Below are 17,047 nucleotides of genomic sequence, written 5' to 3'. Positions count from 1 at the left end.
TTTAGAGTTTGGCTTTGACCGCTGGCAAAGCATCCTTGCCATCCACTGTCTTCACCCCATCGAGCCATTTATCCAGCACTGCCGGGTTGGCCTTGATCCACGCCTTGGCCGCGTCGGCATTGCTGACCTTCTTGTTCACCACCTCGGCCATGATGCTGTTTTCCATCTCCTGAGTGAAACTCAGGTTGGTCAGCAGTTTGCCGACGTTCGGGCAGGCCTGTGCATAACCTTTTCGGGTCAGGGTATGCACGCTGCCGGTGTCACCGAAGTATTTCTCGCCACCCTTCAGATAATGCATTTTCAACTGCACGTTCATCGGGTGCGGGGTCCAGCCGAGGAAGGTCACGAATTTCTGTTTTTTCACCGCACGGGACACTTCCGCCAGCATCGCCTGCTCGCTGGACTCGACCAGTTTCCACTGGCCCATGTCGAAATCGTTTTTCTTGATGATCTCTTGCAGCGAGATGTTTGCCGGTGCACCGGAGCCGATGCCATAGATCTTGTGGTCGAACTTGTCGGCGTACTTGTTCAGGTCGGCAAAGTTATGCACACCCGCGTCCCACACGTAGTCCGGGACAGCGAGGGTGAATTCGGTGCCGTCGAGGTTCTTCGCCAGTTGCGTGACATCGCCGCTTGCGACGAATTTGTCGTAGAAGCCCTGCTGCGCCGGCATCCAGTTACCCAGGAACACATCGACCTGGCCATCCTTGAGCCCGCCAAAGGTGATCGGCACCGCGAGGGTGTCGACCTTGGCCTTGTAGCCCATGCCGTCCAGCAGAAACCCGGTGATGGCGTTGGTCGCGGCGATGTCGCTCCAGCCCGGGTCGGCCATTTTCACCGTCTCGCAACTCTGATCGGCAAACGCCGAGGCACTGCCCAGAGCCAGGAGCCCGACCGTCAGTACTGTGGATAACCTTTGCATGGACTTCCCCTTAACATTATTGGTTTTGGCAGGGTTGTGGATAACGTGCTTTACGTTCCAGATCGTCGAGGTCGATGTGGTTGCGCATGTACTGCTGACTGGCGTCCACCAGCGGCTGGTGATCCCAGCTCTTCAGCTTGCCGAGGGTCAGCGCCTCGGCCACGAAGCGTCGGCGCCGCTGGCTGGCGAGCACTTGCTGGTGAATCGCCGGAATGTTCCATTTGGCCCGCGCTTCGGCGAGAAAATCGTCGAACAACTGGCGATGTTGCGGCGAATGACTGAGTTCTTCCAGTTCGCGAGGGTCATTCTGTACGTCGAAGAGTAGGCAAGGGTCGTCTTCGCTATAGATGAATTTGTAGGCACCGCGACGGATCATCATCAACGGGCTGACGGTGCCTTCGGCCATGTATTCACCGAACACTTCATCGTGGCCGCCCTGCCCTTGCAGGTGCGGAATCAGCGAGCGGCCGTCCAGCGGCAAGCCCGGTTCCAGCGAGCCGCCGGCCAGTTCGACGAATGTCGGCAACAGGTCCGCTGTGGAAACACTGGCGCTGACCCGGCCGGCGCCAAACTGCCCCGGTGCGCTGACCAACAGCGGCACCCGTGCGGCCATCTCATACCAGTGCATTTTGTACCAGAGGCCGCGCTCGCCGAGCATGTCGCCGTGGTCACCGGAAAACACGATGATGGTGTCATCGATCAGCCCGGTATCTTCGAGGGTTTGCAGGAGTTTGCCGACGTTGCTGTCGATATAGCTGCACGCGCCGAAATAGGCGCGACGGGCATCGCGGATCTTATCCACAGGCAGTGGCTTGTCCCACAGGTCGTAGACCTTGAGCAAACGTTGCGAGTGCGGATCGAGGTCATGCGGGTCCGGGGTTGTAGGCAGCGGGATATCGGCATCGTCGTACAAATCCCAGAAAGCCTTGGGAATGGTGTACGGATCGTGCGGGTGAGTCATCGAAACGGTCAGGCAGAACGGCTGGTCGCCATCCTCGCGGATATGGTCGAACAGGTACTGCTGGGCCTTGAACACCACCTCTTCGTCGAAATCCAGTTGATTGGTGCGTACGCACGGACCGGCCTGCAGCACCGACGACATGTTGTGATACCAGGTCGGGCGCACGTCCGGTTCATCCCAGTTTACCGCCCAGCCATAGTCGGCCGGGTAAATGTCACTGGTCAGGCGTTCTTCGTAGCCGTGCAACTGGTCTGGCCCGCAGAAATGCATCTTGCCCGACAGGGCTGTGCGGTAGCCGAGGCGGCGCAAGTAGTGGGCGTAGGTCGGTACGTCAGCGGGGAAATCGGCGGCGTTGTCGTAGGCGCCGATCTTGCTCGGCAACTGGCCGCTGACCAGTGTGAAACGCGATGGCGCGCACAATGGGCTGTTGCAATAGGCGGAGTCAAACACCACGCCTTGTGCGGCGAGGCGACTGAGATTGGGCAGTTTGATGGGCGATGGGCCGTAGAACGGCAACATTGGCGCGGCCATTTGATCGGCCATGATGAAAAGAATGTTCTTGCGCTTCATGTGATCGCGGCATTCCATAGTGGATGTTTATGCGAGAGTGCTGGCGTTGAGAATGAAACCCTCGCACCTTGCGGTAAAGCCCATGCGCGGCAATGACTAGGATAAGCACAGCTTATGTATGACGCCCTTGGTGACCTGTCACTGGATCTGCTTCGCGCCTTCGAAGCGGCGGCCCGTCAGCGCAGCTTCACAGCGGCGGCGGTTGAACTGGGCACCACGCAACCGGCCATCAGCCAGCAGATCAAGCGCCTGGAAGAACAACTGGCAACACGGCTATTCGACCGCATTTATCGCGGAATCGAACTGACAGAGGCTGGGCAGATTCTTTTTGAGCAGGTTCAGCTCGGTTTGCAGAATATCGACGCAGGATTGAGCGCAATCAGCGCACAGCAACAGCATGAAGTGCTGCAGGTGGCCACGGATTTTGCCTTCGCCGCCTATTGGTTGATGCCGCGTCTGCACCGCTTTCACGCGGCCAATCCGCAGGTGGATGTCAGCCTGGTCACCAGTGAACGCAGCCATAACATGCTACGTACCGATATCGATGTGGCGGTGCTGTTCGGCGATGGCCGCTTCAAGCAGGGTGAAAGCCATTGGCTGTTCAGCGAGGAAGTGTTTCCGGTGTGCAGCCCGCAGTTGTTGAGCGAGCGTCCACTGCCCTTGCCAGCCAAGGCATTGCTGGAGTTTCCTTTGTTGCACCTGCGTGGGGAACACAGCAGTAACTGGTTCGACTGGAGTGGTGTGTTCCGCGAGCTGGGTATTACCTCGCCCCCGGCGCCCGGGCAGTTGCGCTTCGATAATTACACCTTGCTGATTCAGGCGGCGATTGGCGGCCAGGGCGTGGCCATCGGCTGGCGCCACCTTGTGGATAACTTGCTGGCGCAAGGGTTGTTGTGTCGACCGATCGGCGAAACGGTGATGTCGAGGCTGGGTTACTACGTGGTTCTGCCCCAGCGCAAAAGACGCGGAGCATTGATCCAGCAGTTTGTGGATTGGTTGATGGCGGAACAGGCCTGCAGTGCGCAATCGCTCAACGGCCTGACGCTGCCGTCCATTGCGGTTTAACTGTCGGTTGCGATGAAGTTGACGTGCTCGCCGATGTGCAGGTTCAGGTGCAATTCATCGGCAATGCCCACGGCAGTGCGGGCCAGCCGTTTGAGCGGTTCAGCCAACCCCGGTTCGGGGGTGCCACCGATGTTGGCAAAGTGTTCGATGGTCAGCCCTGGTACCCCGCGCGGTTCGTTAACCAGCGTCCACTTCAAAGGACTGCTTTGCAGTGCCTCGCGGATTTCCTCAGCGGCGTGACGTTGCAAGCTATCCTCGGTTTCCGGGTCGTCCAGCACGTCGAAATCACCCACCAGAAACAATCGGGCGATGTTTGCTGCCTGCATGCCATCGATGAGCGCATCCACTGCCAGCACCTGCTCGACCGGGCCGGGCACGATGGCTTTTTCCACGTGTTCGCTATTGAACGGTAACCCTGGTGCGTCCAGTAAGCAGATAACCACTGAACTGCCGGCCACACTCTGCTTGACCCGTTGCGCGTCGAACAGGTCGCCAGTCTTGGTGCGCAGCCCCGGACGGGGTGCCAGCGCCGTCAGGTCATCGAGAATCGCGATCACTTCATGCTGGCGTCGCAGCATTTCAGCCATCAGCGCACTGCCCAGGCTACTCATGGCACCATAAAGCACCACTTTCACGACGGGGGTTTCGGCATTTTTCATGGCTGGGCTTCCTGTTTTCCAGCGTCTGTATAACGTTTGACCCGCAGGAAACGGCGAGGGTTCGAACAACTTTCAGAGGGATTCAGATGCAGCAGATAACGGGCTACCACGCCCACGTTTATTTCGATGCCAACACGATCTCGCAGGCGCGAGCCTTATGTGAACGGGCGGCGCAATTGTTTCCATTGAAAATGGGCCGCGTGCACGAGCGCCCGGTCGGTCCGCACCCGGACTGGAGCTGCCAGTTGGCGTTCGAACCGCAGGTGCTGGGCGACGTGCTGCCGTGGCTGGCGCTGAACCGCAAGGGGCTAGTGGTGTTCCTGCACCCGGACACCGGCGACGATTTGCTTGACCACACCGAGCACGCGATCTGGATGGGCGCGATTCGGCCGTTGGACCTGTCTGTTTTTTGATCAGAGTGTTTCTTCAGCCTCACCGGGCAAATGTTCGTCCAGATGCAGCCACGGCAAGCGGCTGTCGGTCCAGATGTGCCGCTCGGCTGGTGCTTGCTCAGGATGGTCGAGAGTGGCGATGGTCAGGTCGATGCTTTCCGGGCTTAGTTGCGTCGCTAGTGCCAGTTGCGCCCCACAGTGGCCGCAGAAATATCGCGCACAGGTGGATGAAGATTCGTACCGCGACGGCGTCCCGGCCAGCCATTGAAAGGCGGATGCCGGCACGGTTATCCAGGTAGTCACGATGCCGCCGCTGACCCGTCGGCAAATCGAACAATGACAGTGGGCGATATCGTGCAGCGGCCCGCTGAATTGATAGCGCAGTTGCCCGCAATGGCAGCCGCCGGTGTGAAGCTCGCCCATGTTCAACCTCCTGCCCTGTGTTCAGGGACTTGAAACCCAATCCGACGATCGGTTGCACATCCGGTCCTTGCTTTCATTGGCGAAAGCTGGCTGAAAGCTTCCCCGATTAGGATCGCCCCCACTACCGGCAACAGACCGGTTGGCCAATGCCAGCGTTTTATCGCTCGCACAGCCCATTTAACAACAACAATGGTGATTCTGATGTCCTCTTCCATCCGCCGCTTCGCTGCAACTCCGCCCGTACGTCTCGTGCTTCCCGTTCTGCGCTGATCCCGCCTGATCCGCCCATTCCCTAGCCGCGCTACGCCTGGAGTATTCCCATGCTGACTTTCCTTGGCTTCGCCATGGTCATCACGTTCATGTTCCTGATCATGACCAAGCGCCTGTCCGCGCTGATCGCCCTGATCATCATTCCAATCATCTTTGCCCTGTTCGGCGGTTTTTCGCCGAAGATCGGTCCGATGATGCTCGAAGGCATTACCAAGCTTGCGCCAACCGGCGTGATGCTGATGTTCGCTATCTTGTACTTTGCCCTGATGATCGACTCCGGCCTGTTCGACCCGGCCGTGCGCAAGATCCTCAAACTGGTCAAGGGCGACCCGCTGAAGGTTTCGGTCGGCACCGCCGTTCTGGCGCTCGTTGTCTCCCTCGATGGTGACGGCGCGACCACTTACATGATCTGCGTGGCCGCCATGCTGCCGCTCTACAGCCGTATCGGCATGAGCCCGCGAATCATGGCCGGCCTGATCATCCTCGCCGGTGGCGTGATGAACATGACCCCATGGGGTGGCCCGACTGCTCGCGCCGCCAGTGCGTTGCATGTGGATCCTTCCGACATCTTCGTACCGATGATTCCTGCGATGCTGGCTGGTGTGGTGGCGATCCTGGTCATTGCCTACTTCTACGGCAAGCGTGAACGTGCGCGTCTGGGTGAACTGCACCTGGTGGGCGATGAAATCGACCACAGTGAAATCAGCGTTTCGCAGTTCCCGGATGCCCGTCGTCCGAAGCTGATCTGGTTCAACGGCGCCCTGACCCTGGCCTTGATGTGCACCCTGATCGCCGGCCTGCTGCCGTTGCCGGTACTGTTCATGGTGGCGTTCAGTATCGCCATGATCGTCAACTACCCTTGCCTGCAACAGCAGAAGGATCGCGTCGCGGCTCACGCCGGTAGCGTACTGGCGGTGGTCGGGTTGATCTTTGCGGCCGGTATCTTCACCGGTATCCTGACCGGCACCGGGATGGTCGACGCCATGTCGAAGAGCCTGTTGGCGGTGATTCCGGACTTCCTCGGCCCGTACCTGGCAGTGATCACGGCGTTGGTAAGCATGCCGTTCACTTTCTTCATGTCGAACGATGCATTTTATTACGGCGTGTTACCGGTACTTGCCGAAGCCGCCAGCCATTACGGTATAACCGCAGTGGAAATGGCACGTGCCTCGATCGTCGGTCAGCCCGTCCACCTGTTGAGCCCGCTGGTTCCATCGACCTACCTGTTGGTGGCCCTGGCTGGCATCGACTTCGGTGACCACCAGCGCTTCACCCTGAAGTGGGCAGTGCTGGTTTGTATCTGCATACTGATTGCTGCACTGCTGTTGGGGACTTTCCCGGTGTTCAGCACTCTATAAGCCCAAGACTCACCACAACGGGTCCAGGCTTCGCTGTTTGAAGCCCGGGCCCGTTGTGGTTTAACAATCGCTCAAAGGAATACACATGGAATGGCTGACCAACCCTGAAATCTGGGTTGCCTTCTTCACCCTGACCGCCCTGGAAATCGTCCTGGGTATCGATAACATCATCATGATTTCGATCCTGGTCAGCCGCATGCCCAAACACATGCAGGCGCGCACCCGGATTTTCGGTCTGGCGCTGGCCATGATCACGCGAATCCTGCTTCTGCTGTCGATCACCTGGGTCATGCGCCTGACGGCGGACCTGTTCGTAGTATTCGGCCAGGGTATTTCCGGACGCGACCTGATCCTGTTCTTCGGTGGTCTGTTCCTGTTGTGGAAAAGCTCGCAAGAGATGTACCACGCGCTGGAAGGTGAAGACGAAACCAACGAAGAGCCTTCGGGCAAGGGCGGCAACTTCCTCTACACCATCATCCAGATCGCGATCATCGACATCGTGTTCTCCCTGGACTCGGTGATCACCGCAGTCGGCATGGTCTCCCACGTACCGGTCATGGTCGCGGCAATCATCGTGGCCGTACTGGTGATGATGTGGGCATCTGGCACCATCAGTGAGTTCATCGACAAGCACCCGTCGCTGAAGATGCTGGCGCTGTCGTTCCTGCTGATCGTCGGTACGGTGCTGATTGCCGAATCCCTGGATGTGCACGTGCCAAAAGGCTACGTCTACTTCGCCATGGCGTTCTCGCTGGCGGTGGAAGCGATCAACATCAGGATGCGCACTGCCATCGCGAAAAAGAAGAAACAGCAGGATCCGGTAAGGCTGCGCAAGGACATTCCGGGCCAGTAACCCGGTAGCGGTAAATACGCAAAACCTGTGGGAGCGAGCTTGCTTGCGATGGTGGTCTGTCAGTCAACGTCAAAGTTGAATCTGATGGCCTCATCGCGAGCAAGCTCGCTCCCACAGTGTTTTGTGTGGCTGGAAGATCGCTCTTTTCATGACAGTTTTGTTTCAATCGCGTCTTTGGCTATGCGATGCTGGCGCGCAGACCGTTAGCCAACTACAGCTTAAGTACAGAACGTAGAACGTCGCGCGGTACCGTCAACTTGCTCCTTTGGGGCGCTACACCACAGGGGGTCATTATGCTCACCCTGCTCAATTTGCTTTCTGCCGTGGCCCTGCTGATCTGGGGCACGCACATCGTCCGAACCGGCATCCTGCGGGTCTACGGCACCAACTTGCGCCATGTCATCAGCCATAACATGTCCAACCGCTGGCTGGCTTTCCTCTCCGGGATCGCCGTGACGGCGATGGTCCAGAGCAGCAACGCCACCGCCATGCTGGTCACCTCCTTTGTCGGCCAGGGCCTGATGGCGCTTACGCCAGCGTTGGTCACCATGCTCGGTGCCGATGTCGGTACGGCCCTGATGGCGCGGGTGCTGACGTTCGATCTGTCGTGGTTGTCGCCGTTGCTGATTTTTGCCGGGGTGATTTTCTTTCTGTCGCGCAAGCAGACCCGACTCGGGCAGATGGGCCGTGTCGCCATTGGCTTGGGGTTGATCATTCTGGCGCTGCAACTGATTGTTGAAGCCGCGCACCCGATTACCCATGCCAAAGGGGTGAAGGTGATTTTCGCCTCGCTCACCGGCGATATCCTGCTCGACGCCCTGGTCGGCGCGCTGTTCGCGATGCTTTCCTATTCCAGCCTGGCCGCTGTATTGCTCACCGCGACCCTGGCGGGCGCCAACGTGATCAGCCTGCCGGTGGCCATCGGGCTCGTGATCGGCGCCAATATCGGCAGCGGCATACTCGCGTTCCTCAGCACCAGCATGCAGAACGCCGCCGGGCGCCAAGTGGCGCTGGGCAGCCTGCTGTACAAACTGATTGGTCTTTTACTGATCATTCCAGTGCTCGATCCGCTGGTGCACTGGCTCGATGGCCTGGATTTCAGCCCTCAGGAAATGGTCATTGGCTTTCACCTGCTCTACAACATCGCGCGTTGCCTGATCTTGCTGCCCAGTGTTGGGCCGATGGCCAGGTTTTGTGCCTGGGTGCTGCCGGAGCGCCCGCTAGTCAACGGTACGGCCAAGCCCCGACACCTTGACCCCACGGCGTTGGTCACCCCCGGTTTGGCGCTGGCCAACGCAGCCCGGGAAACCCTGCGCATGGGCGACCTGATCGACAACATGCTCGAAGCCATGCTCGACGTGTTGCGCGGAAAGCAAACCGCCGTCACCCAGGAAATGCGGCGCCTGACCGACGATGTCGAAGCGCTCTACAGCGCGATCAAGTTGTATCTGGCGCAAATGCCCCGGGAAGATCTCAGCGATCAGGACAGCCGGCGTTGGGCGGAAATCATCGAACTGGCGATCAACCTGAAACTGGCCAGCGACTTGATCGAACGCATGCTGCGCAAGGTCCAGCAGCAGAAAACCTCGCAGCGCCGGTCGTTTTCCGAAGTGGGGCTGGACGAATTGACCGGGCTGCAAACTCAGTTGATTTCCAACCTGCGGCTCGGGATGTCGGTGTTTCTCAGTGGCGACCCGGAAAGTGCCCGCCAGCTGGTGCGTGAAAAACGTCGTTTCCGCGCACAGGAACGGCGCCTGGCTCACGCTCATGTCAGCCGCTTGCAACGTAAAATCGTGCAAAGTATCGAAACCAGTTCGTTGCACCTGGAGCTGATCGCCGACATGAAGCGTCTTAATTCGCTGTTTTGCAGCAGTGCCTACGTGGTGCTGGAAACATCGGACACAGGTGCGCTGGTGGTCGACGATTTGAGCGACATCACTCATTCACCCTGAACGTCCACAGTTGCCTGAAGTCTGTTGAACTTACGCTAGCCGTACGGAAGCTCGTTATGCGTTGTCTGTTGTTCGCCTGCCTGTTGCTTGGTTCATTCCCGTCATTCGCCCTGGATCGCTTCCAGGTCGAGGGCTACACCCTGCGCAACGGTTTGCAGTTGCTGCTCAAACCCGGCACTGACCACGGGCATGTGGCGATCCGGCTGGTGGTCGGCGTTGGCCTGGACGATTTCAAGTGCGAAGAAAAGGAGTTGCCGCATCTGCTGGAACACTTGTTGTTCAGCGGTATCGACGCCAGCGGCGAAGGCGGCCTGGAAGAAAGCATGCAGGCTCTGGGCGGCGAGTGGAACGCGTTCACCAGTAATGCCGATACGACTTTCGTCATCGAAGCCCCGGCGAAAAACCAGCGCAAGGTGCTCGACCTGTTGCTGGCGCTGCTGACCCAGACCCGCTTCGACGACAGCGCCATTAACGCGGCCAAGCAAGTGGTCGAGCGTGAAGACGGCGGCCATTACTCGCACCTGCAACGCTGGCTCGATCGTCAGGACCTCGGCCACACGGCCAGCAAACAACTGGCCGTGGAGTTGGGCCTCAAATGCCCGGAGCGTGCGCAAGTCGATGACCTGACCCGTGAACAACTGGAGCAGGTGCGCAAGGACTGGTATGCGCCGAACAACATGACCCTGATCGTGGTCGGCGACCTCGACAAGTTGCTGCCAGCCTATCTGGAACGGGAGTATGGCGCGCTGGAAGCGATCACCCCTGGCGAGCATCCGCCGCTGCCGCAAATCCAGGTCAGCGCCACCCATGAGCGCACCTTGACCCACAGTCTGGTCGGCAACGGCGCCAAGTTGCACTGGCTGGTGCCGGAGCCGGTACTGGAGGATGGGCACGATGAAACCTTCGATTTGCTCAAGGACTATCTGGATTGGGCGCTTTATCGCCAGTTACGCCTGGCTCACGGTTTGTCCTACGGCCCGTGGGCGGAGCGCGAGGTGTTCGGCGGCGTGGGTTTCATGAGCCTCAACGCCGACCTTGAGCGCGACGCCGTGGCCGATGCCGAACAAGTACTCGAGGACCTGAAGGCCGGCCTGCTCAAGGACGGCCTCAATGCCGACACCTTCAACCGCCTCAAGCAGGCCGCGATTGCCCGCCAGGCCTGGGCCGTACAAGGCAACAGCGCGTTGGCCGACTACTACTGGAGCGCCATCGGTAACTACGAGGACGGTCACTTCACCAACCCGGCCCGGGAGCTGCAAGGGGTGAGCCTGGAAGAAGCGAACAAGGCCGTGCGTGAATTGCTCCTGCAACCGGGGTATTTGCGGATCGAGAAGCCTTTGTTCAGTTATGACCAGTTGATGTGGCTGGTGGTCGGTGGGGTGGGCTTGATCGTGTTGATGTTGGTGGGCTGGCGTTTGCACAGCAGGAAGTAACCATTCCATGTGACAACGGACTGAGAGGCCTTGCCGGTTCCCTGTGGGAGCGAGCTTGCTCGCGATAGCGGATTGTCAGCCGCCGAAAATGTTGGATGTGCCGGCCTCATCGCGAACCCTCGCCACAGCGCCGCACCAGCGGTACCCTGTCGAGGTTTTTTCCTACGACGACTGTGAAACCACCGAATGCAAAACCTATCCCTTTTCGTACAGCGCATCCTTGATTTGATGAAGCGGTACCCTGGGGTCATTGCGCTCTTTGGTTTCATCTCCGGGGTGGGCAGTTTCATTCTGGTCGATCGCCAGCAAGGCCTGGCGAGCTGGATCACCACCATCATGCTGATCAGCTGGATCTGGCTGATGCTGGAAAACAGCCTGACCAAGCTGTTCACGCGCATCTTCAAGCGCGAAATACCGGAACCGTTGTTGCGTTACGCAACGCAGATGATCCATCAGGAAAGCCTGTTCTTTGTCCTGCCGTTCTTCTTCATCACCACGACGTGGAACAGCGGCCAGTTGTTTTTCACCGGGTTGCTGGGCGTCGCGGCGCTGATTTCGATCGTCGACCCGCTCTACTACAAGTGGCTGGCTCCACGGCGCTGGGCGTTTCTGGCCCTGCACACCCTGACCCTGTTCGCCGCGCTGCTCACCGCATTGCCGGTGATCATGCACCTGACCACCGCGCAAAGTTTCAAATGGGCACTGGGTATCTCGGTGCTGCTGTCGTTCCCGAGCCTGGCGTCGATCTTCCCGATTCGTACCCTGCGCAATGCGCTGGCGATATTGAGTATCACCCTGGGCATCGGCGCCGTTGGTTGGGAGCTGCGCTCGTGGGTGCCGCCGGCGACGCTGTGGATGACCGACGTGGCCATCAGTACGCAAATGCAGGATCGCACACCTGGCGCCAGTCTCGACGAAGTCAGCGCCGAACAGATCCGTAATGGCGGGCTTTACGCGTACACCGCGATCAACGCCCCGCGTGGCCTGGACGAGCGGATTTATCACGTCTGGCAGTTCAACGGTAAAGAGGTCGACCGCATCCCCCTGGATATTCGTGGCGGGCGCAAGGAAGGTTACCGGGCCTGGACCCACAAGCAGAACTTCCCGGGCAACCCGGCCGGCAAATGGCAGGTTCGGGTCCTGACCGAAGATGGCCAGGTCATTGGCGTGCTTCGCTTCAAGGTCACGGACAGCACAGCGATCAAAGAAAAGTAGTCCGGTTCGTGCTATTACGTAGAGCTGCGTAATCACTGAACAAGCACGGAGCTTATGATCAGCAGCACGATGGCCGGCAACGCCCGATTGGACTCCTCGATTACCCCTGCGCGGTTGCGGGTGACGGGCGACTGGACGCTTGCCCATTACGCTGACCTCAAGCTGTTGAGCGAAAAACTCCACGGCCAGTACGACGCCAACACCCCCATCGACCTCAATGGTCTCGGCGCCCTCGACACCGCCGGTGCCTCGCTGTTGGTCGAGCTGCTCGGCTCCGAGCGCCTCGGTCGCTCTGCCGAACATCCTGATTGCACACTCCCTGCCGCGGATCGGGCGTTGCTGCAAACCGTCTACTGCTCGTTGACCGATTTCTGCGTACCGATCAAGGAGCCGGAAGTCAGCGTTTCCATTCAGTTGCTGACCCGCATTGGCCGCGCGGTGGACACTGTCTGGCAGGACACCCTGCAACTGCTGGGTTTCGTCGGACTGATCATCGAAACCATCGTCCGCGGCCTGTTCCGTCCCAAGCGCTGGCGCGTCACGCCGATGATCGCTCATATCGAACAGACCGGTCTCGACGCCGCCCCCATCGTTGCGTTGCTGACTTTTCTGGTGGGCGCCGTGGTGGCGTTTCTCGGGTCGACGGTGCTGGCCACTTTCGGCGCCACCGTCTTCACCGTGGACCTGGTGGGGTTTGCCTTCTTGCGCGAATTCGGTGTGCTGCTGACCGCGATCCTGATGGCCGGGCGCACCGCCAGTGCGTTCACGGCGCAAATCGGTTCGATGAAGGCCAACGAGGAAATCGACGCTATCCGCACCCTGGGCCTCGACCCCGTAGAGTTGCTGGTGGTGCCGCGGGTCCTGGCGTTGCTGATCGCCCTGCCGATGCTGACTTTCCTGGCGATGCTGTCAGGGATTATCGGCGGTGCCGTGGTCTGCGCGGTGGCGCTGGATATCTCGCCAGCGATGTTCCTGTCGCTGCTGCAAACGGACATCGGCGTTCAGCACTTTCTGGTGGGGATCGTCAAAGCGCCGGTGTTCGCCTTCCTCATCGCCGCCATCGGTTGCCTCGAAGGCTTCAAGGTCAGTGGCAGCGCTGAGTCTGTGGGCGCGCACACCACGTCGAGTGTGGTGCAGTCGATTTTCGTGGTGATCGTGATGGATGCGATCGCCGCGATGTTTTTCATGGAGATGGGTTGGTGAGTCGTATCCCCAGAGCGCCCTCCGAGGCGGTGATTGAAGTCCGTGGGTTGTGCAACCGTTTTGGAAGCCAGAGCGTGCACGAGAACCTCGACCTGGACTTGTACAAGGGCGAGATCCTCGCCGTGGTCGGCGGCTCCGGCAGCGGCAAGTCGGTGCTGCTGCGCAGCATTGTCGGGTTGCGCCAGCCCAGCGAAGGCGTGGTGAAAGTTTTCGGGAAAAACCTGCCAACCTTGTCCGAGCACGAGCGTTCGCTGGTGGAGCGGCGATTCGGCGTGCTGTTCCAGAAAGGCGCGCTGTTCTCTTCACTGACGGTGACCGAGAACGTCGCCCTGCCGCTGATCGAACACGCCGGCTTGAGCCGCAACGACGCCGAGCACCTGGCGGCGGTGAAAATGGCCTTGGCCGGGTTACCGCTGTCGGCCGCAGAGAAGTACCCCTCGTCGCTGTCCGGCGGCATGATCAAGCGCGCCGCGCTGGCCCGGGCATTGGCACTGGACCCGGACATCCTGTTTCTCGACGAACCCACCGCCGGTCTCGACCCGATCGGCGCCGCCGCGTTCGACCAATTGATCCTGACCCTGCGCGATGCTTTGGGCCTGAGTGTCTTTCTGGTGACCCACGATCTCGACACGCTCTACACCATCACTGACCGGGTAGCGGTGCTGGCGCAGAAAAAAGTGCTGGTGGCGGACGCCATCGACAAGGTTTCGGAAACCAACGATGCGTGGATTCACGAATACTTCCATGGCCCTCGTGGCCGCGCGGCATTGACGGCCGCCCAACAGCTCAACGAGGTCTGACATGGAAACCCGAGCCCATCATGTATTGATCGGCCTGTTCACCGTGATTGTGGTGACGGCCGCGCTGCTGTTCGGCCTGTGGCTGGCCAAGTCCAGTGTCGACACCGAGTTCAAGGACTACGAGGTCGTGTTCAACGAGGCGGTCAGCGGTTTGTCCCAAGGTAGTTCGGTACAGTACAGCGGGATCAAGGTCGGCGACGTGATCTCGCTGCGCCTGGACCCGAAAGACCCGCGCCGGGTGCTGGCGCGAATTCGCTTGGCCGGCGATACCCCAGTCAAGGAGGACACCCAGGCCAAACTGGCCCTGACCGGCGTCACCGGGACTTCGATCATCCAACTCAGCGGCGGCACACCACAGAGCCCGACGCTCAAGGGCAAGGGCGGTAACCTGCCGACCATCGTCGCCTCGCCCTCGCCCATCGCCCGGCTGCTCAACGACAGCGAAGACCTGATGGCCGGGGTGAGTACGCTGATGCATAACGCCAACCTGATGTTCTCCACGGAAAACATCGAGCGCATCAGCAACACCCTGGAGCACCTGGAGCAAACCACCGGGGCCATTGCCGATCAGCGCGGCGATATCCGCCAGACCATGCAGCAACTGGCCTCGGTGGGTAAGCAGGCCAACACCATGCTGGAGCAGACGACGGCGTTGATGCGCAATGCCAACGGGCTGCTCAACGAGCATGGCAAGGAAGCGCTGGGCAGTGCCGAGCAGGCGATGAAGTCGCTGCAGGAGAGCAGCGCCACCCTCAACAAACTGATCACCGCCAATCAGGATTCGCTCAACAGCGGCATGCAAGGCCTTAATGGCCTGGGCCCGGCGGTCCGTGAGATGCGCGAAACCCTGAGTTCGTTGCGCACCATTACCACACGCCTGGAAGCCAACCCCAGCGGTTACCTGCTGGGCAGTGACAAGACCAAGGAATTTACGCCATGAAGCTGATTCGGATTGCCCTCCTCGCTGGCTTCACATTGATCAGTTCGTGCTCGATCCTGCCCAAGCCCGAGCCCTTCGAGGTCTATCGATTGCCGTCGGCCCAGAGCGCATCGGCCAGCCATGGCACGCCGCAGCGCTGGTCGCTGCGCCTGAGCAAATTCCAGTCCAGCGAAGCGTTGAACAGTCCGAACATTGCCGTAATTCCCCAGGGCGATGTGATCAGCCACTACAAGGGTTCACGCTGGAGCGACCCGGCGCCGGTGCTGGTGCGCAATCGTCTGCTGGAAGGTTTCCAGCATGACGGGCGGGTGCCGCTGCTGAGCACCGATGACAGCATTTTCCAGACCGATCTTGAATTGGGCGGTAGCCTGCAGGCGTTCCAGACTGAATACCAAGGCTCGAATGCCAGCGCGGTCGTGCGTCTGGATGCATTGCTGGTGCGCAGTTACGACCAGCGCATCCTCGCCAGCCGCCGCTTTGAAGTGCGCCAGCCACTCAGTGAAGTGCAGGTCCCGGCGGTGGTGGCCGGGTTCGGTCAGGCGAGTGATCAGTTGACCGTGCAGGTGGTGAGCTGGGCGGTTGAGCAAGGACAGAAACTCGCCCCGCCGCCCAGACCTTGAGGACTTGCGCAGCCCTGTGGGAGCGAGCTTGCTCGCGATGACTGAGGCACCTTCACAATCAATGTGCCTGACACACCGCTATCGCGAGCAAGCTCGCTCCCACAGTTGACTTGTGTCGGCCTGATCAGCTCGGCAAAAACGCCTGATGCAACTCTTCCAGCGTCTCAAAGTGATACGCCGGCGCTTCGGCGCTCAACTCTTCATGGCTGCCGAACCCGTAACCTACCGCCGCCGCGTCCAGGCCATTGCTGCGTGCGCCGATCAGGTCGTGCTTGCGGTCGCCGATCATCAAAGTGTTGGCCGGGTCCAGGTTTTCTTCGGCCATCAGGTGAGCGATCAGCTCGACCTTGTTGGTCCGGGTGCCGTCCAGTTCGCTGCCGTAAATCACCTTGAAGTGTTTGGCAAAATCGAAATGCCGGGCGATTTCCCGGGCGAACACCCACGGTTTCGAGGTCGCGATGTACAGCTGTCGGCCTTGCCCGCTCAGGGTTTCCAGTAGTGGCGTGACACCATCGAACACCCGGTTTTCGTAGAGGCCGGTGACCTTGAAGCGCTCGCGGTAGAAATTCACCGCTTCCCAGGCCCTGGCTTCATCGAAGTCGTAGAACTGCATGAATGCCTGCAACAGCGGCGGGCCGATGAAGTGTTCGAGTCTGGCCAGGTCCGGCTCATCGATACCCAGTTTGCTCAGGGCGAACTGGATCGAACGAGTAATGCCCTCACGTGGGTCGGTCAGGGTGCCATCGAGGTCGAACAAAACGGTTTGGTAATGCATGTCGAATCCTGAATAAGGGGCCGGGTCAAAGCTGGTCGTAGCCTTCGGCCAGATGCAGGTCCTTGAGCTTCACGTAGTTCGCCGCGCTGTAGGTGAAAAACGCGCGTTCCTTGTCAGTCAGCGGACGGATCTGCTTCACCGGGCTGCCCACATACAGGAAGCCGCTTTGCAGATGCTTGCCCGGCGGCACCAGGCTGCCGGCACCGATGATCACCTCATCGTCGACCACCGCACCGTCCATGACGATGCTGCCCATGCCGATCAACACCCGGCTGCCCACCGAACAGCCATGCAGCATGACCTTGTGGGCGATGGTCACGTCATCGCCGATCAGCAACGGAAAGCCGTCCGAGTTGAACGGCCCGGCGTGGGTGATGTGCAACACGCAGCCATCCTGCACGCTGGTGCGCGCGCCGATGCGGATTCGGTGCATGTCGCCACGGATCACTGTCAGCGGCCAGACCGAGCTGTCTTCGCCGATTTCAACGTCGCCGATCACCACCGCCGAGCCGTCGACAAAAGCGCCTTTACCCAGCAGCGGCGTGTGGTTCTGATACTTGCGAAGGTTCACGATAGGGTTTCTCTCTATTGCTGATAGCTGCGGTGAACGTCGATTGTAATTAAGATGGCTGCATG

General features: G+C 59.9%; 17 protein-coding genes. 11 read left to right on the top strand and 6 right to left on the bottom strand.

The features are described 5' to 3' along the window. Position 1: 1 nt before the first annotated feature. Positions 2-922, bottom strand: a complete 921-nt coding sequence (choX, locus tag AC1RS8_RS03130; RefSeq protein WP_154860837.1) for a choline ABC transporter substrate-binding protein — start codon at positions 920-922, stop codon at positions 2-4. 16 nt (positions 923-938) lie between these two features. Further along, complete coding sequence (betC, locus tag AC1RS8_RS03125) at positions 939-2,453, bottom strand: choline-sulfatase (protein ID WP_218494543.1); 1,515 nt, start codon at positions 2,451-2,453, stop codon at positions 939-941. 114 nt (positions 2,454-2,567) lie between these two features. On the opposite strand from betC, the gene AC1RS8_RS03120 reads away from it, so the two are divergent. Then, the gene (locus AC1RS8_RS03120; RefSeq protein WP_489339495.1) at positions 2,568-3,518 is read left to right on the top strand and encodes a choline sulfate utilization transcriptional regulator; all 951 of its coding nucleotides are present in this window, start codon (positions 2,568-2,570) and stop codon (positions 3,516-3,518) included. Here AC1RS8_RS03120 and AC1RS8_RS03115 read toward each other — a convergent pair. After that, positions 3,515-4,177, bottom strand: a complete 663-nt coding sequence (locus AC1RS8_RS03115) for an NAD(P)-dependent oxidoreductase (protein WP_429521686.1) — start codon at positions 4,175-4,177, stop codon at positions 3,515-3,517. The genes AC1RS8_RS03120 and AC1RS8_RS03115 overlap by 4 nt on opposite strands. 86 nt (positions 4,178-4,263) lie before the next feature. Here AC1RS8_RS03115 and AC1RS8_RS03110 point away from each other — a divergent pair, with 86 nt between their 5' ends. Beyond that, on the top strand, positions 4,264-4,590 hold the full coding sequence (locus AC1RS8_RS03110; protein WP_057712632.1) for a DOPA 4,5-dioxygenase family protein: 327 nt from the start codon (positions 4,264-4,266) through the stop codon (positions 4,588-4,590). On the opposite strand, the gene AC1RS8_RS03105 is transcribed toward AC1RS8_RS03110, so the two are convergent. Continuing rightward, on the bottom strand, positions 4,591-4,992 hold the full coding sequence (locus AC1RS8_RS03105; protein WP_349735879.1) for a GFA family protein: 402 nt from the start codon (positions 4,990-4,992) through the stop codon (positions 4,591-4,593). Between the two features lie 320 nt (positions 4,993-5,312). Here AC1RS8_RS03105 and AC1RS8_RS03100 point away from each other — a divergent pair, with 320 nt between their 5' ends. The 9 genes from AC1RS8_RS03100 (at position 5,313) to AC1RS8_RS03060 (ending at position 15,636) form a co-directional block, all read left to right on the top strand. Beyond that, on the top strand, positions 5,313-6,620 hold the full coding sequence (locus tag AC1RS8_RS03100) for a CitMHS family transporter (protein ID WP_008045759.1): 1,308 nt from the start codon (positions 5,313-5,315) through the stop codon (positions 6,618-6,620). Positions 6,621-6,705: 85 nt separating this feature from the next. Further along, positions 6,706-7,473, top strand: coding sequence for a TerC family protein (locus AC1RS8_RS03095; protein WP_057712630.1), 768 nt, complete (start codon positions 6,706-6,708; stop codon positions 7,471-7,473). Positions 7,474-7,766: 293 nt separating this feature from the next. Beyond that, positions 7,767-9,425, top strand: a complete 1,659-nt coding sequence (locus tag AC1RS8_RS03090) for a Na/Pi cotransporter family protein (protein ID WP_150812656.1) — start codon at positions 7,767-7,769, stop codon at positions 9,423-9,425. A gap of 56 nt (positions 9,426-9,481) precedes the next feature. Next, positions 9,482-10,858, top strand: a complete 1,377-nt coding sequence (locus AC1RS8_RS03085; protein WP_489339496.1) for a M16 family metallopeptidase — start codon at positions 9,482-9,484, stop codon at positions 10,856-10,858. Between the two features lie 186 nt (positions 10,859-11,044). Continuing rightward, positions 11,045-12,073, top strand: a complete 1,029-nt coding sequence (locus tag AC1RS8_RS03080) for a DUF5924 family protein (RefSeq protein ID WP_057712627.1) — start codon at positions 11,045-11,047, stop codon at positions 12,071-12,073. Positions 12,074-12,127: 54 nt separating this feature from the next. Next, positions 12,128-13,276: an ABC transporter permease gene (locus AC1RS8_RS03075; RefSeq protein ID WP_218494539.1), complete on the top strand. Its 1,149-nt coding sequence runs from the start codon at positions 12,128-12,130 to the stop codon at positions 13,274-13,276. Then, on the top strand, positions 13,273-14,076 hold the full coding sequence (locus AC1RS8_RS03070) for an ABC transporter ATP-binding protein (RefSeq protein WP_057712625.1): 804 nt from the start codon (positions 13,273-13,275) through the stop codon (positions 14,074-14,076). Before AC1RS8_RS03075 ends, AC1RS8_RS03070 begins: the two co-directional genes overlap by 4 nt. Position 14,077: 1 nt before the next feature. Then, positions 14,078-15,016 (top strand): MlaD family protein, encoded by a 939-nt coding sequence (locus tag AC1RS8_RS03065; RefSeq protein ID WP_489339497.1) that lies wholly within the window; start codon positions 14,078-14,080, stop codon positions 15,014-15,016. After that, on the top strand, positions 15,013-15,636 hold the full coding sequence (locus tag AC1RS8_RS03060) for an ABC-type transport auxiliary lipoprotein family protein (protein ID WP_489339498.1): 624 nt from the start codon (positions 15,013-15,015) through the stop codon (positions 15,634-15,636). Before AC1RS8_RS03065 ends, AC1RS8_RS03060 begins: the two co-directional genes overlap by 4 nt. Before the next feature lie 124 nt (positions 15,637-15,760). On the opposite strand, the gene AC1RS8_RS03055 is transcribed toward AC1RS8_RS03060, so the two are convergent. After that, entirely contained in the window at positions 15,761-16,411 is a 651-nt protein-coding gene (locus AC1RS8_RS03055; protein WP_489339499.1) for an HAD family hydrolase, read from the bottom strand. A gap of 25 nt (positions 16,412-16,436) precedes the next feature. Then, positions 16,437-16,982, bottom strand: a complete 546-nt coding sequence (locus AC1RS8_RS03050) for a gamma carbonic anhydrase family protein (RefSeq protein ID WP_489339500.1) — start codon at positions 16,980-16,982, stop codon at positions 16,437-16,439. Positions 16,983-17,047 lie beyond the last annotated feature (65 nt).

This window comes from Pseudomonas sp. GW821-FHT12A04 (assembly GCF_058807755.1).
Note: the sequence above shows the minus strand (reverse complement) of the source record. Positions and strands in the feature narration are given on the sequence as shown.

What these genes read in the sequence shown, in the direction of transcription:
- choX (WP_154860837.1), bottom strand. Translation starts at nt 922, where the DNA reads ATGCAAAGGTTATCCACAGTACTGACGGTCGGGCTCCTGGCTCTGGGC.
- betC (WP_218494543.1), bottom strand. Translation starts at nt 2,453, where the DNA reads ATGAAGCGCAAGAACATTCTTTTCATCATGGCCGATCAAATGGCCGCG.
- AC1RS8_RS03120 (WP_489339495.1), top strand. Translation starts at nt 2,568, where the DNA reads ATGTATGACGCCCTTGGTGACCTGTCACTGGATCTGCTTCGCGCCTTC.
- AC1RS8_RS03115 (WP_429521686.1), bottom strand. Translation starts at nt 4,177, where the DNA reads ATGAAAAATGCCGAAACCCCCGTCGTGAAAGTGGTGCTTTATGGTGCC.
- AC1RS8_RS03110 (WP_057712632.1), top strand. Translation starts at nt 4,264, where the DNA reads ATGCAGCAGATAACGGGCTACCACGCCCACGTTTATTTCGATGCCAAC.
- AC1RS8_RS03105 (WP_349735879.1), bottom strand. Translation starts at nt 4,992, where the DNA reads ATGGGCGAGCTTCACACCGGCGGCTGCCATTGCGGGCAACTGCGCTAT.
- AC1RS8_RS03100 (WP_008045759.1), top strand. Translation starts at nt 5,313, where the DNA reads ATGCTGACTTTCCTTGGCTTCGCCATGGTCATCACGTTCATGTTCCTG.
- AC1RS8_RS03095 (WP_057712630.1), top strand. Translation starts at nt 6,706, where the DNA reads ATGGAATGGCTGACCAACCCTGAAATCTGGGTTGCCTTCTTCACCCTG.
- AC1RS8_RS03090 (WP_150812656.1), top strand. Translation starts at nt 7,767, where the DNA reads ATGCTCACCCTGCTCAATTTGCTTTCTGCCGTGGCCCTGCTGATCTGG.
- AC1RS8_RS03085 (WP_489339496.1), top strand. Translation starts at nt 9,482, where the DNA reads ATGCGTTGTCTGTTGTTCGCCTGCCTGTTGCTTGGTTCATTCCCGTCA.
- AC1RS8_RS03080 (WP_057712627.1), top strand. Translation starts at nt 11,045, where the DNA reads ATGCAAAACCTATCCCTTTTCGTACAGCGCATCCTTGATTTGATGAAG.
- AC1RS8_RS03075 (WP_218494539.1), top strand. Translation starts at nt 12,128, where the DNA reads ATGATCAGCAGCACGATGGCCGGCAACGCCCGATTGGACTCCTCGATT.
- AC1RS8_RS03065 (WP_489339497.1), top strand. Translation starts at nt 14,078, where the DNA reads ATGGAAACCCGAGCCCATCATGTATTGATCGGCCTGTTCACCGTGATT.
- AC1RS8_RS03060 (WP_489339498.1), top strand. Translation starts at nt 15,013, where the DNA reads ATGAAGCTGATTCGGATTGCCCTCCTCGCTGGCTTCACATTGATCAGT.
- AC1RS8_RS03055 (WP_489339499.1), bottom strand. Translation starts at nt 16,411, where the DNA reads ATGCATTACCAAACCGTTTTGTTCGACCTCGATGGCACCCTGACCGAC.